Source organism: Chryseobacterium paludis, assembly GCF_025403485.1.
GTDB lineage: Bacteria > Bacteroidota > Bacteroidia > Flavobacteriales > Weeksellaceae > Chryseobacterium > Chryseobacterium paludis.
This window is the reverse complement of record NZ_CP099966.1, coordinates 858,818-873,603: the sequence shown is the minus strand read 5'-3', so window position 1 is coordinate 873,603 and position 14,786 is coordinate 858,818. Positions and strand designations below refer to the sequence as shown.

Annotated in this window: 16 protein-coding genes; 6 read left to right on the top strand and 10 right to left on the bottom strand. The window is 33.9% G+C overall.

Annotated elements, in window-relative coordinates:
- Entirely contained in the window at positions 1–1,359 is a 1,359-nt protein-coding gene (locus NG806_RS03570; RefSeq protein WP_261512003.1) for a M20/M25/M40 family metallo-hydrolase, read from the top strand.
- A 190-nt stretch (positions 1,360–1,549) separates the two neighbouring features.
- On the opposite strand, the gene NG806_RS03565 is transcribed toward NG806_RS03570, so the two are convergent.
- From NG806_RS03565 to NG806_RS03545, 5 genes are all read right to left on the bottom strand, one after another.
- On the bottom strand, positions 1,550–1,879 hold the full coding sequence (locus NG806_RS03565) for a hypothetical protein (RefSeq protein WP_261512002.1): 330 nt from the start codon (positions 1,877–1,879) through the stop codon (positions 1,550–1,552).
- Between the two features lie 16 nt (positions 1,880–1,895).
- Positions 1,896–3,059 (bottom strand): retropepsin-like aspartic protease, encoded by a 1,164-nt coding sequence (locus tag NG806_RS03560; protein WP_261512001.1) that lies wholly within the window; start codon positions 3,057–3,059, stop codon positions 1,896–1,898.
- 170 nt (positions 3,060–3,229) lie between these two features.
- A complete protein-coding gene (locus NG806_RS03555; RefSeq protein WP_261513163.1) occupies positions 3,230–4,267 on the bottom strand; it encodes a peptidylprolyl isomerase in 1,038 nt (345 codons plus the stop codon).
- Between the two features lie 78 nt (positions 4,268–4,345).
- A complete protein-coding gene (locus tag NG806_RS03550) occupies positions 4,346–4,855 on the bottom strand; it encodes an FKBP-type peptidyl-prolyl cis-trans isomerase (protein WP_214825622.1) in 510 nt (169 codons plus the stop codon).
- 90 nt (positions 4,856–4,945) lie between these two features.
- On the bottom strand, positions 4,946–6,019 hold the full coding sequence (locus NG806_RS03545) for a branched-chain amino acid aminotransferase (protein ID WP_214825625.1): 1,074 nt from the start codon (positions 6,017–6,019) through the stop codon (positions 4,946–4,948).
- An 84-nt stretch (positions 6,020–6,103) separates the two neighbouring features.
- Here NG806_RS03545 and mnmD point away from each other — a divergent pair, with 84 nt between their 5' ends.
- Positions 6,104–6,778: a tRNA (5-methylaminomethyl-2-thiouridine)(34)-methyltransferase MnmD gene (mnmD, locus tag NG806_RS03540; protein WP_214825627.1), complete on the top strand. Its 675-nt coding sequence runs from the start codon at positions 6,104–6,106 to the stop codon at positions 6,776–6,778.
- 173 nt (positions 6,779–6,951) lie between these two features.
- Positions 6,952–7,368 carry an NUDIX domain-containing protein gene (locus tag NG806_RS03535; protein ID WP_214825628.1) on the top strand — a complete coding sequence of 139 codons (417 nt, stop codon included), beginning with the start codon at positions 6,952–6,954 and terminating at the stop codon, positions 7,366–7,368.
- 18 nt (positions 7,369–7,386) lie between these two features.
- On the opposite strand, the gene NG806_RS03530 is transcribed toward NG806_RS03535, so the two are convergent.
- Positions 7,387–8,094 carry a DUF4294 domain-containing protein gene (locus tag NG806_RS03530; protein ID WP_214825630.1) on the bottom strand — a complete coding sequence of 236 codons (708 nt, stop codon included), beginning with the start codon at positions 8,092–8,094 and terminating at the stop codon, positions 7,387–7,389.
- Between the two features lie 51 nt (positions 8,095–8,145).
- Between NG806_RS03530 and chrP the strand changes: the two genes are divergently transcribed.
- Both chrP and rpe read left to right on the top strand, forming a co-directional pair.
- A complete protein-coding gene (gene chrP, locus NG806_RS03525) occupies positions 8,146–9,222 on the top strand; it encodes a chryseobasin maturation metalloprotease ChrP (RefSeq protein ID WP_214825632.1) in 1,077 nt (358 codons plus the stop codon).
- A gap of 111 nt (positions 9,223–9,333) precedes the next feature.
- Positions 9,334–9,984, top strand: coding sequence for a ribulose-phosphate 3-epimerase (rpe, locus tag NG806_RS03520; protein ID WP_214825635.1), 651 nt, complete (start codon positions 9,334–9,336; stop codon positions 9,982–9,984).
- A gap of 207 nt (positions 9,985–10,191) precedes the next feature.
- On the opposite strand, the gene chrI is transcribed toward rpe, so the two are convergent.
- The 3 genes from chrI to chrA are packed head-to-tail and all read right to left on the bottom strand — an operon-like array spanning position 10,192 to position 12,038.
- On the bottom strand, positions 10,192–10,680 hold the full coding sequence (chrI, locus tag NG806_RS03515; RefSeq protein ID WP_214825637.1) for a chryseobasin maturation helper ChrI: 489 nt from the start codon (positions 10,678–10,680) through the stop codon (positions 10,192–10,194).
- A 50-nt stretch (positions 10,681–10,730) separates the two neighbouring features.
- A complete protein-coding gene (chrH, locus tag NG806_RS03510; protein WP_261511996.1) occupies positions 10,731–11,828 on the bottom strand; it encodes an MNIO family chryseobactin maturase in 1,098 nt (365 codons plus the stop codon).
- 3 nt (positions 11,829–11,831) lie between these two features.
- A complete protein-coding gene (chrA, locus tag NG806_RS03505; protein WP_214825641.1) occupies positions 11,832–12,038 on the bottom strand; it encodes an MNIO class RiPP chryseobasin precursor ChrA in 207 nt (68 codons plus the stop codon).
- A gap of 199 nt (positions 12,039–12,237) precedes the next feature.
- Between chrA and NG806_RS03500 the strand changes: the two genes are divergently transcribed.
- Complete coding sequence (locus NG806_RS03500; protein ID WP_261511995.1) at positions 12,238–14,079, top strand: alpha-L-fucosidase; 1,842 nt, start codon at positions 12,238–12,240, stop codon at positions 14,077–14,079.
- Between the two features lie 98 nt (positions 14,080–14,177).
- Here the strand turns inward: NG806_RS03500 and NG806_RS03495 are convergent, their stop codons facing one another.
- Positions 14,178–14,594 (bottom strand): nucleoside-diphosphate kinase, encoded by a 417-nt coding sequence (locus NG806_RS03495; RefSeq protein WP_076355787.1) that lies wholly within the window; start codon positions 14,592–14,594, stop codon positions 14,178–14,180.
- Between the last annotated feature and the right edge of the window lie 192 nt (positions 14,595–14,786).

The window sequence follows — 14,786 nt, the reverse complement described above, 5'->3', positions numbered from 1 at the left end:
ATGAAAAAAATAACAAGCACTTTATTACTACTTCTCAGTATGGCTTCATTTGGCCAGGCTAAAGAAGATTCTATACAATTCAATACAATCTCGAAGGAGATTCTTAATAATGGAAAAGGATATATTGAATTAAAAGATTTAACTAAAAATATAGGACATCGTTTAAGTGGCTCTCCCGCCTATGAAAAGGCCACACAATGGGCAGCTAAAGAACTCCGTGAAGCTGGAGCTGATAAAGTATGGCTTCAGGAAGTGATGGTTCCAGTCTGGGAAAGAGGAAAAGAATCTTTAAAAATCACTGCAAACAGCGGAAGATGGAAGACCTTGAAAATGCTTTCTCTGGGGAATTCTGAAGGTACTGGCGGAAAAGATGTTTCCGGGGAGGTCATTATGGTTAAATCAATGGAAGAATATTACCGTCTTCCGGCAGAAAAGGTAAAAGATAAAATTGTATTCTTCAACTACCCTTTCAGCCAGTCTTTTATAGAGACTTTCAAAGGATACAGTGATGCAGCCAAGTATAGAGTTACTGCAGCAGCTTTAACAGCTAAAAAAGGAGGTAAATTTGCCATTATCCGTTCCCTTTCGTCAGCATTTGATGACGTACCTCACACAGGGGCTATGCGATATGAAGATAATGTTGACAAAATACCAGCCGTTGCTGTGGGGAATACAACTGCAGATGAACTGGAACAACTTTTAAAAACCCAAAAAGTCCTGGCCACTTTGAATTCTAACTGTGGCATGAAAGGCGAAAAGCTCTCCCACTCTGTGATCGGAGAGATTACAGGTAAGAAAGATAAAAGTGTTATCGTTGTAGGCGGACACCTGGATTCCTGGGATGTAGGTGAAGGAGCTCATGACGACGGAGCCGGAATTGTTCAAAGTATAGAAGTGTTAAGAACTTTTAAAAAACTGGGTATCCAAAATAACCACACGATCAGAGTTGTCTGTTTTGCTAATGAAGAAAACGGAGTAAAAGGCGGTATACAATATGGAAAGACTGCTAAAGAAAAGAATGAAAAACACCTGTTTGCTATAGAATCCGATGCCGGAGGTTTTTCTCCCAGAGGAATTTCTCTGGAAATGGATGATTCAAAAAGAAAACAGATCCAAAGCTGGGCTAACTTATTTATTCCTTATGGGGTCTACAATTTTGAAGGAAAATATTCTGGAACGGATATTTATCCCCTTCATGATCTGGGTGTTCCTACTGCCGAACTGGTTCCGGATTCTCAAAGATATTTTGATATCCATCATACAAATGAAGATACTTTTGAAAAGGTTAATCGAAGAGAGCTTCTTTTAGGAGCAGTTGCGATGACACAACTTATTTATATGATTGATAAGAATTGGTAAAATATAATAAAACCGCCTGATAGGCGGTTTTTATTTTTTAAATTGCTTTATTATTTTTCGGTATTTCCATCGATGTATCAATAGATTGAGATTATGCCTTATATTCATGGATTCCCAATTTACATCAAACTTTATGTCTTGATCTCCAATATATATTGGACGTGAAATCTTTGTATGAAACATGGGAGGATTATCCTTTATTAGATTTCCTAAAGTATTGGATTTCAATGATGGTCAAATTTCTCTTTACTTTGAATGCATAAAGCGTAATGTCATACAGATCATTACATTTTTTATATAATTCTTTTACGGCCAATTGTAAGTCTTGTGGAGCTTTTTTATTGTTAATTGTCTTTCTGATTTTACGATAGTCTTTGTGGTCAGGAGAATCAAACTCATTATAATCTGATACAATGTACAAGCAATTTTGAGATATTTTATTCCAACAGAACTTTTCTACTAATTTAAGTAGATCAGCTAAAGATTTTTTCAAATCATTTTCAAATGTTTGCTTAGACATGAAAAGTCTTTTTCAATTAATTCAGATATTCTTTTTTATCAAGTCTTAAATCCATTACTTTACCCGCTCTTTTTATTCTGATTCCGATTGTTTTATAATCCCTTTCTACCCTATTCATCATATAATGACAAGCAGATTCCTGATTCAAATGATCCAAATCCACATCATTAATACTTAGAATAGAATCTCCTATTTCTAAAGGAGAATCCCTTTCTTTAAATACAAATGCTACCACTGGTTTCGCATCAATAAAACGGTATCCAAACCCAAAAGATTCTAATGTAGGTGGATTATTTTTAATCTTCTTCATATAGATCTTTTTATTTTGCCAATCCATAATAAACGTAAAATCTTTAAAGAAATCATTTCCAATCAGTCTTGAATTTCCTGTCATGATCATTTCGTTTCCAAATGCCTTATTTCCAAATCCCAGCTCAGAAATTTTAAAAATAAAACCTGAAACCGGTTTTCCAGCACCAAAAGCTCCTACAGAACTTATTCCAAATGTTTCAACAGTTTGTTTTACTTTTTTAGGGTCATAATCGCTATCTGATATTTTAATTCTCCCTGTAAATCCAGTATCAAAAGTAAGTTTAATTTTTTTATCTAAAATTTTAGTTTCTATAACAGGAGTTTTCTGAGTTTGCGGATCAAATGGAACAACTGTTTCATAATCATCAAACTTAAAATTCAACAGATCTTTTGTTGCTTCTAAAGAATTTTCTGAGTAATTCACTCTCCAGAATAGTTTTGCCATCTGATTGGCGCCAAGAATACCATCAATTTTAAAACATCCCAACTCGGAAGCACTCAGATCCATTACTATTGCGCCAATATTTTTAAAAATAACATGATCAACAGTCATCTCCGGCAATTTGGTAAAGATCTGTTCCTGTTTATTTTTCTGGGAATCTTTTACTTTACTTGTATGTTCTTTCTGAAGATTAAGCTCAGTATAGATCGCATTAGAAATAACCGTAGGAGCACCGGAATCAAACAGAAAATTATATAATTTACCGTCGATACTCACTTTTACAAGAGGCAGATCATTAGTGAAATTTAAGTTGATCTTCTCAATAGGATTGGTTAATTCGACTTCTCCGGTTTCGAAGAAGCGTTTTCCCTGAGCTGGAGATATAATTAATAAAAATAGAAATAATAGGGATGAAATCTTCTTCATGAATTTATTTTGGGCTAAAATAGGGATTTTGTGATTGATTAAGAAATAAAATGCAGTCTTCCTAAATGAGTAAATGATATTGTATCCTCTTTAAAATCATGCTTAACATAGCTTTAAATTACAAAAAAAAGCCGGCTTAAAAGCCGGCTCTCTGTATAATAAAATTTGGATTATTTCACTTTTACAAGTTCAACATCGAAGATCAACCAAGCGTTTGGTGGAATTACTCCTCCTGCTCCTCTTTCTCCGTAACCCATTGAAGATGGAATCAATAAAGTAGCTGTTTCACCTTCTTTTAACAATAGGATACCTTCATCCCATCCTTTGATCACTCTCCCCATTCCGATAGGAATATCGATAGGTTCATTTCTTTTGAAAGAAGAATCGAATTCGGTTCCGTCTACTAATTTACCAGCATAGTGTACCGATACATTATCTCCAGATTTTGGAGCTTTTCCGTCAGTAGTTTTTGTGATTTTATAGTATAAACCAGATTCGGTTTTCTGCATTCCAGCTTTTAAGTTTTCTACTAACTTCTCCTGGTTTGCTTTGAATTCTTCTTCTTTTTTCTTTTTCTCAGCTTCTTCTTTTGCTAAATAAGCTTTGTTGTTTTCCTGGATTTTAGCTTTCCCTTCATTGAAAGTTTTTGCAGCATCATAGTTTTTGAATTCATCTCCTTTGCTGAAAATGCTTACTTTTTCTAAAACAACATCTGTTTTAGGCTTATCCTGAGCACCTTTCTCAACATTAGCGATTGCATCAATCACATCATCTCCTTTTACTACTTTTCCGAAAATAGTGTGTCTTCCGTCTAACCAAGGAGTAGCTACTTCAGTAATGAAAAACTGAGAACCATTGGTATTTGGTCCAGAGTTAGCCATTGATAAAGTTCCCTTCCCAGTGTGTTGAAGGTCATTTTTTTCGTCCTCGAATTTATATCCAGGATCTCCCATTCCTGTTCCCTGAGGATCTCCCCCCTGGATCATGAAATCTTTGATCACTCTATGGAAAATAGTTCCGTCATAAAAAGGAACTCCCTTTGCTTTAGATTTGTTATCAATTTTCCCTTCTGCAAGACCAACAAAGTTAGCTACAGTAACAGGCGATTTTTTGTCTTCAAACTTTACAATAAGATTTCCTTTAGATGTTTGAAGATTAGCATAAAGTCCGTCTTTAAGACCTTCGTAAGTTTCTTTGTCTACGTTCATTTTTTTATAAATTGGTGTACAACTCATCAGCGAAATACTTGCCGCTGCCAGAATTATATTCTTGTTAAACAATTTCATTTATAGAGCTTTTAATTTTATGATTAATGGGATATCGTTATTTATTTTTTTCTCGTCTCCATAGGTGCCATAAGCAAGAGAAGATGGAACCAAAATCGTAACTTCCTCACCATCACGTATAAAACGCAAAGCATTTTCTACCGCTTTTAATTCATCAAAGTGCCCGAATTTGGCATCTCTCCTTTCAAAAGGCTCATCATAGATCTTCGTCTGATCGAAATCATAAAGATCATAAGAATAAGAAATCAGGGAATTATCCGGTCTTCTTTCTCTTGTATCAAAACCTTCAGTATCTACCCAGTAATTAAGCTGTGTTGGATAAAATTTCACAGACTGCCCATTGATCCATTCCTGAATATGCATTCTTTCCGAAGCATTAAGATTTTTCATCCTTGCTTTAGAAACATCAAGATCTTTTTGGCTCAAAACCCCACCTAGAGGTGGATGTGTCTGTGTATTTCTGTTACAGCTCAACAGCCCCAATACTGATATGAAGAGTATTTTTTTCATAAACTTTTGCGAAAATAAGCATTTCACAGGATATAAAAAACAAAAAAAGCCAAGAATGTCTTGGCTTTTATATAAATTCTTAAGTTGGAATTAAACCGTTTCCAATACATTTTTCTCAACCAGTACTCTCCATCCGAAAGAATCATCAGAATGATTAGTTTGTAGATCAACTAAATCATTTTTAAGAATTGCAGCAAAACTTTCCTCATCAGATAATTTAGGTAAGTCTAATTTCTCTCCCTGATATCCTAATGCCTGGAAAATAGTGGTTACAACCGCTGTTCCTACACCCCAAACTTCTTTTAATGTCCCGTTCTTCTGAGCTTCTACAACAGTTTTTACTGCAATTGGCTCAACTTTAACTTCAATTCCTCTTTTCTTAGCCAATTGGATGAAACTGTCTCTTGTTACTCCATCTAAGATTTTTTCTGAAGTTGGTGGTGTATAAACCGTATCATTAATTCTAACGAAAACGTTCATTGTTCCACTTTCTTCAAAATATTCGTGAGTAGAATCATCTGTCCAGATAATTTGATCATATCCTTCCGCCATTGCTAATTGAGTAGGATAAAAAGATGCAGCATAGTTTCCTGCAGCTTTAGCTGAACCAACACCTCCGTTAGCAGCTCTTGAATAATGATCAGAGATTTTTACAGAAACAGGTTCTGTATAATAACTTTTCGCTGGCGTTGCAACAATTGCAAACATATATTTTTCAGATACTCTCGCTTTTAAAGCTTCTTCTGTAGCAAAAATCAAAGGTCTGATATATAAAGACATTCCTTCTCCCTGAGGAATCCAGTTTCTGTCGATATCTACTAACGCTTTCAAACCATCTAAAAACATTTCTTCCGTTACCTCAGGCATAGCAAGACGCGCAGCCGACTTATTGATACGTTCAAAATTCTTTTCAGGCCTGAAAAGGAAAACTTGACCATCTTCGTCTTTATAAGCTTTCATTCCCTCGAAACAAGCCTGCCCGTAATTTACACCCATCATTGCAGGCGTAAATGCCAAAGGACCATAAGGCACCAATTTTACGTCCCCCCACTTTCCATTCTCATACTCACATATCACCATATGATCTATGAAAGTATTCCCAAAAGAAAAATTATTTGGGTCGAATGAAGAAAGTCTGGAATTCTCAGTTTTTTGAATTATCATTTCTAAAATTTTTTATGATGTTCTACAAATTTAACATAATTTTCTAAATATAAAAATTTTACACTAAATTTGACAAAAAAAAGGGTGAAAAGAGAAATAAAGACCACTAATGACGGAAGTAAAACACTGTTTATCAATGAATTAAATGAAAACTACCATTCTCACCATGGAGCCTTACAAGAAGCGGAACATGTGTTTATCAAAAATGGACTAAATTTAATAAATGATTACGAAATTAATATTTTAGAACTCGGTTTTGGAACAGGTTTGAATGTTTTGGTTACAATTAATGAATATTTAAAAACTGACAAAAATCATGTTATTAATTATTTTTCACTAGAAAAATATCCCATAAATGAATCAGAAATCAAAAATTTAGCCTATTTTGAACTTTTTGATAACATAGAATTCAAAGAAATTTATCATAAAATTCATCAAGCAGAATGGGAAAAACCAGTTGAAATCATTAATAATTTTAATCTAAAAAAGATTAAATGTGATTTTTTTGAACTAAAAGATCTCGATTTACCTAAAATAAACCTAGTTTATTACGATTGCTTCGGTGCGCGTGTACAACCAGATCTTTGGGAAAAACCCCTGTTTGAGATGGTTTCTGACAAAATGAATATTAACGGATTATTAACAACCTACTCTTCTAAAGGGAGTGTAAGAAGAATTCTTCAGGAACTGAATTTCAAAGTAGAAAAGAAACAGGGTCCACCGGGTAAGAGAGAAATGCTTAATGCAGTTAAATTATAGTTGATCTAAGAGATTAGAAAAATAAACTTTGATATACTATATTATATATGATGTATTTGGTTAAAATTTTTAAAATTAAATTGTTTTATTATTCACCACCAACTTTTAACTTCTAACTTCTAATTTCTAATTTCTAACAAATTTCCTTATTTTAGCTATACAAAATAGTATATATGATAGACAACATCAACGTTAGAGTTTATGCCTGTGCTGTGAAGGATAAAAAAGTTCTAACCTTATTTGAAGAATATGCCGGAGATCAGTTAATAAAATTTCCTGGTGGTGGTTTAGAATATGGGGAAGGTTTATTAGAATGTCTTCATCGTGAATTTGATGAAGAGCTTAATGTAAAAATTGATGTTGTAGAACATTTTTATACGCAGGAGAATTTTTTAGTTTCGCGTTTCCGCGAAAATGAACAACTCCTTACCATATATTATATAGTCAATATAATTAATGAAGAAGATTTCCTTATTCTTGATCCTTGTATTGAAAAAACGGAATGGATAGCAATCGACAGACCAGACAATCCTTTTCCTTTACCTATAGATCAGATTGTATTTGATAAACTAAAAGAAAAATACCTGTAATTGCTTACAGGTATTTTTTTATTTTTTCTTTACTTTAAAATCACCAGCTCCCGGATATGGCTGAAGATAACCAGAGTTCCAATTTGACTGCAATAGTGATTCTAAAAATTCATCCGTTCTGTTTCTATGAGGATCATACTGATCTTTAAGATCTATACTTGCCATTTTTCCCTTTACATTCCACCAGAAAGCACTCCATCCACCTCTTAATTCTTTAATGATCTCAAATACATTCTTTCCGGTCGCTCTGTTCATGAGCTTTGCAAAAACCTGACCTTCTGTCGTAGTAAGATCACGTAACTGCTTTTCGTATTGATCGGCTAACATATTCTGCCGGTCTCTCACATATTTCCTTTTTGCTTTACTATCCAGATTAGTCATCTCTTTCTGAATATCTCTGTACTGTTGTAAAGCAGCTACAAATAAAGGATATACCCTGTAAAGTTTTTTATTAAGAAAATAGTAATAATTTCTGTCCAGTTGGTTATTGAATTTTGGCTTGTTGAGTAATATCAACTCATCCATCACAACTACTGTTTCTCCATTTATTTCATAGAACTTGGCTTTCTGTCTTTCATCATAATAATATTTATTTCCAAATTCATCTACTTTTAGCTCCTCCGGAGGGTACTGACTCAGGGGTTTAGCAATAATAGAATCTGTTTGTCCAAAAACACCAATCCCAAAAAAGAAAAGAAAAAGACAAATAATCTTGCTAAAATTCATTATTTTTACGCGTATTAGAGTAAAAATTGAACGCAAAAATCATTCCTTTTTATGAAATTTGAAAAGAAATCTTTAAAATTTTTAGAAAAATACTTAAATACATCCTCACCGACCGGTTACGAGCATAAAGGACAAGAAATCTGGATGGATTATATTCGGCCATATGTAGACAAAATTGAAGTCGATCATTATGGAACCTGCTATGGAATTATTAATCCTGAAGCAGAGTTCAAAGTGGTTATCGAAGCACATGCGGATGAAATCTCCTGGTACGTTAATTATATTACGGATGACGGATTAATTTATGTGATCCGAAATGGAGGTTCAGATCAAACGATCGCTCCATCAAAGGTTGTTCACATTCATGGAGAAAATGGCATCGTAAAAGGAGTTTTCGGATGGCCAGCCATTCACACCCGAAGCGCTAATCAAAACGAACCAACACCAAAAATCGAAAATATCTTCATCGACTGCGGAGCCACTACCAAAAAAGAAGTTGAAGAAATGGGTATTTACGTAGGTTGTATGATCACTTATCCAGACGAATTCTTTGAAATGAATAACCGTTATTTTGTCTGCAGAGCTTTAGACAACAGGATTGGTGGATTTATGATCGCAGAGGTAGCAAGACTTTTAAAGGAAAATAAAAAAACGATTCCTTTTGGTCTATACATTACAAACTCCGTTCAGGAAGAAGTAGGTTTATATGGAGCAGACATGATTGCTGATACGATAAAACCAAATATCGCTATTGTAACTGATGTTACCCATGACACTACAACACCTATGATCGAGAAGAAAAAAGAAGGTGACCAAAAATGTGGTGACGGGCCTGTAATTTTCTTTGCCCCTAGTGTTCATCACACGATCAGAGAATTAATCATTGATACGGCAAAAACTAAAAAGATCCCTTATCAAAGAGCGGCTGCCAGCAGAGCAACAGGAACGGATACAGATGCTTTCGCACATTCTAATGGCGGTGTTCCAAGCGCTTTGATTTCTCTACCTTTGCGCTACATGCATACAACGGTAGAAATGGTTTCAAAAGAAGATGTCGGAAACGTTATCTCATTAATCTACGAAACGATTTTGAAGATAAAACCGGAAATGAAACTGAAATATCATTAATAAAGATACTCGATAACAGATGTCAGATATCAGACTTTTGGGAAAAGAACCAAGTCTGACATCGGGTATCTTACGTCTGACACCTTTAGTAAATCTAATATAAAAGTAAAAATGAAAACTAAGCTAATTGCTCCTTCCCTATTATCCGCAGACTTTGGGAATCTGCAAAGAGACATTGAAATGTTGAACAATTCTCAGGCCGACTGGTTCCATATCGATGTCATGGATGGGAGATTTGTTCCAAACATTTCATTTGGTTTTCCTGTGATGAAGACTGTTCAGCAACATGCTAAAAAATTTGTTGATGTTCATTTGATGATCGTTGAACCTGAAAAGTATGTTGAAGAATTTATTGATCACGGAGCTGATTTAATTTCTATCCACTATGAGGCTTGTACGCATTTACACCGAACGATCCACCTTATTCAAAGCAGAGGAGCTAAAGCAGGAGTTGTGCTTAATCCTTCTACTCCGGTTTTAATGCTGGAAGATATTATTGCGGATGTTGATTTGGTGTTATTAATGAGTGTAAATCCAGGATTTGGAGGACAAAAATTTATTGAAAATACCTATAAGAAGATTGCTGAAACTAAAGATTTAATTTTAAGCAACAACTCTACTGCGTTAATTGAAGTGGATGGAGGTGTTAACTTGGATAATGCGTCGAAATTATTTGAAGCCGGAGCTGATGTTTTAGTAGCCGGAAACGCTGTTTTCTCATCTGAAAGTCCTGAAAGAACAATAGAGCTTTTAAAAATTTAAATATAGAAATTACTATATCATATCAAAAGGCAGCTGTTAGGCTGCCTTTCTTCTTTGAAAATCTGAGCTTACGATGGTTATTAGTTTCAGTCTTTTAGACTTTAATGCTTAAATTTTCTTTGTTCTATGCTGAAGTAAAGATCTCAATAAATACAAAACGGTGCATCCGTATAAATACTGAATTTGCAATAAGTATTTATACTGAATCTATGATTCTGCTTTAGTCCAGACACAGGCACATATAACCAAGAGTATACTCAAGGTTGAGCATATAGCACGTATGGTATTTAGAAAATTCCATCTGTTTTCAAAAACGTCACGCATCTTCTTTAATCCTTCTGCTGTAGAATCTACTATATTAAACTGATCCAACTGATCATTTAGAGGAACATTTCCCACTATCGTAACTCCAAAAACCCCAATGAGATAGATTATTGTTGCCAATAACAATAACATGAATACAGGGTTTTGTGCCCTATATAAAAAAGTAGAAATGGGAAGCATCGCTGCTGTCCCCATAAAACTCAGGAAGAATACAGGATTTAGAATTTCCCTGTTAATAGACTGCATTGCTTTCAGATATTCTGCATCTGATAATTTCCCCAGGCCTAATACCACCGAGCAGGAATATGCATAAAAAAGGCCACCTATAAGAGCCGTTAATACAGCAGTTAAAATTAATAGAATTGTTGTCATTTTCATAGTTTTTATTTTATGGTTCTAATGTCGATATATGAGTAACGCCTTTAATAAGGATTCCATTTTTTTATAATACTCTTAGCAGTATTAATCATCTCTATATCCCAATCATCTGTTTTAAAATAGTGAAATGTTTGACTTTTAATCAATTCCGGTTTATCATCAAACAGCAACTGTGTTAAGCGTGTCTGATCTTCATATAATTGTAGATCCTCGAGCGGTGAAACTAAATTAACATTTTTTTTCTCCCAGATCGCCGGATAATTATTTTCATGATATTCAATGCTATCGATAATCTCTCTGACTCTTCTAAAATCATCAAAAAATGCTTCTTTTTCATCTTTTGTTTTTATGGTACACCCCAGTCTTTCAATAATAATATATTGCAGGTTTTCACACTTTGGAAGTACAAAAGGAAGAATATTTAATATTTCTTCAGGAATAGCATCATCATGGGTATCTCTGCGAATTAGTTTATTTTTAGTGTAAATACTTTGATTCCAGCTTCCTCCGGAGAGATGTATTTCCTTAACTTTTTCTAAAGGATAAGCACTAATAATTTCCTCGAGCTGAACGTCAAAATTATAGGCCTGGCAATAGATATTATGAAGATCCAGAATTAAAAAACCATCAATATCCGTAATCAGCTGATCAAGAAACTGTCCTTGTTGTTTTACATCTTCTATAGAAAAAGAGAAAGCTAAGTTTTCAATTCCTATTGGAACATTTACAACATCTTGCAGCCTTAAAAGTCTGTCCTTTCCTATTTGTAGTGTTTTGGAGTTCAAGGAAACCGGCAAAGGAATACCTTGATGAAAGTTTTCTGTATTCATAAAACCAAAATGCTCAGTTATATGATTATAATGGCGCTTTTCAGTTTCAGTTTTTAGATTATTAAGCCACTCTTCCTGTCTTTCTGTCCATTTCGCATCAAAAAGGGAATAATAGACACCATGACCGATCAAACGGTTATTTTGAGAATAAAAATCCAGTAAACCTTTTAGCCATTCAGGTTCTTCTACATCATAAAAAGTATCAAAAGACCATTCTAAAATTTCTATTTGGTTGTTTTCAAATAAAGGCAAAATAGCTGAAACAAAATCTGCCTCAGCCATCATTGATAATCCTAATAGCGGTTTTTTCATAAGTTAACCCATACCACATGCTACGCAAGGATAGTTCTTTCCTCTTAAAATAGTATCTTTTTTAGCAATAGGTCTTGTATTACTTTTAGGAACCTCTGCTTTTCTTACTTTCTTTATTGGCTTTTTAGTTTTCTTTACAGTAGGTGTAGTAGTCTGTGCAGATAAACTTACCGTTACTAAACCTGCCATCAATAATGCTGGTATTTTCATAATCTATATTTTAATGAATGGTTACAAGAATTATTCCATTGCATTATATCAAAAATACTATAATAAAAACAAAATTTTCCCATCTATTTTATGATAAGATTATAGTTGAAACTTTTTTATTGAGAAAAACATATTAGCACTTTATCAATAGGGGTTTTGTAAGACACTTTTTCCTATTTTTGAGATTAAAATAAAAAACATGAAATGCAGATTTACCGGATTGTTCCTGTTAGGATTGTCATTAGCTGCCCATATGAATGCCCAATCCCTATCAACTGAAAATAAGAAAATGGAATGGTTTCAGGATGCTAAACTTGGAATTTTTATCCATTGGGGAATTTATTCTGTAGATGGAATTTCGGAATCATGGTCCTTTTTTAATAATTATATTAACCATGAAAACTACATGAAGCAGCTTAATGGGTTTTCTGCATCGAAATTTGATCCTGAATATTGGGCAAAGCTAATTAAGGAATCCGGAGCTAAATATTCTGTGATAACTACAAAACATCATGATGGCGTTTCACTCTGGGATTCTAAAGCTGAAAAATCCATTACCATTCCTGAAAATTCTTTAGCAAAAAAGGATGTCTTAACACCTTTTGTCACTGAACTTAAAAAATCAGGAATAAAAACGGGACTCTACTATTCTCTTCCGGATTGGAGTCATCCCTATTATGATATCAATACAAGAATTAAAAAAAGGTATGAAATTAAAAATGATCCTAAACGCTGGCAAAGTTTTATTCAGTATTACCAAAGTCAATTAGATGAACTTTCAAATCAGTATAAGCCGGATTTATTATGGTTTGATGGGGATTGGGAACATACTTCGGAAGAATGGCAAGCTTCACAGACGCTGGAAAATCTAAGAAAGTTCAATCCGAATATTATCATTAATTCAAGATTAAACAATCATGGAGATTATGAAACTCCTGAACAGGGTATTCCCGTAATTGCTCCACAAAATAAATATTGGGAATTATGTTATACTATGAATGATTCATGGGGATATCAGCCTTTTGATACTCATTATAAAACCCCGAATATGCTGATAAGAACTTTGGCAGATGTAATAAGTATGGGTGGAAACCTTCTACTTGATATAGGTCCGAAAGCTGATGGAAGTGTTTCTGAAGAACAGGTTAAAATTCTAAAGAATATGGGACGATGGATTTCAAAATACCCTGAAGCCATTTATGCTACCCGACGCGGATTACCTTTTGAAAATTATAAAGGAAAATCAGCACTTTCTGCTGATGGAAAATCCCTCTTTTTGTATCTGGAGGAAGCCAAAGATCTCATGAAAATCTATGGTATAAAAACTAAACCTATTTCTGCAAAAATCATCGGAGATAATAAAGCAAAAATAAACTTTGATCTTAGTAAAAACAATACTTTAACCCTTAATCTTTCAAATACGCAATTTGATGAGGATGTAACAGTAGTTCAATTAACATTTAATGATCCACTTAAAATATTAAAAGATTTCCCACTAGAAAAAAAATCACTCTCAGATGTAATAAACAATAAAAATACAAAAGAGACAATTTATAACATTGCCAACCAAATAAATGATGGAAACAATGTATTAGATCATTCTGGACTTACTAATGATGGTATGGATATGACCATTCCAAAAACTCCAAATACAAACCCTGAAGTTTTATCATGGATCAGTAAACATGCTGAAGCTCTTTTCGATACCGGCAAAGGATTACCAGGTGGCCACTATTCAGGAATGAGCACCCTTTCGAAGGATAAACAAACCCTTTATCTTTTTGTAGAAGGAATTCCCAGCGGACCTATTGCCCTGAAGGGAATTAAAAATGGGATCTCAAGAATAAGAATTGTTGGTGAAGGTTCTATGATCAGCCATCATATTTTTAATAAATTATATTGGAGTGACAGACCGGGAATTATTTATATTGATGCTCCAAAAGAAAGATTGGATAGGAATATGACTATTATTGCCGTATTACTTGATAAACCTATTGAGTTATACAGGGAAAAAGTAGGTGCTATCGAAAGTAACCTGTAACAACATTGCTGGCTGAGGCTATCCACACCCTACCTTTTTGTAAAACAGAAATCCGGAGAATAATCCCCGGATTTTATATTTTGAAAAAATCTTTTATCTTAAAAAATCTCTCTTCCAGAAAAATGGAATTGTGCTTCAATAAGAGCATTTTCATTAGAATCTGAACCGTGAACCGCGTTCTCTCCAATGCTTCTTGCGAACATTTTTCTAATAGTACCTTCTGCAGCCTCAGCTGGGTTAGTAGCACCAATTAGAGTTCTGAAATCTTCAACAGCATTGTCTTTTTCTAAAACAGCTGCTACGATTGGACCTGAACTCATAAACTCTACTAATTCCCCATAGAATGGTCTTTCAGCATGTACTTCGTAGAATTTTTTTGCATCAGCAACAGTAAGTTGAGTTAATTTTAAAGCTTTGATTTTAAAACCTCCTTCTGCAATTTTACCTAATATAGCACCGATATGTCCATCTGCTACTGCGTCAGGCTTAATCATAGTGAATGTAATGTTAGACATAAATGTATATTTTTTTTAATGGCGCAAAATTACAAAAAAATATTCTTACTTCTATTTTAATTTTTTTTTAACATAAAAATAACTTTTATTAAGAAATGCGAAATAAATCTTGGCACAGTAATTGTTTATTTTATTGCGATTCTCATGTTTAATTTGAGTTTTCATGGTTATTAGTTTTTACCCAGCTTCGGC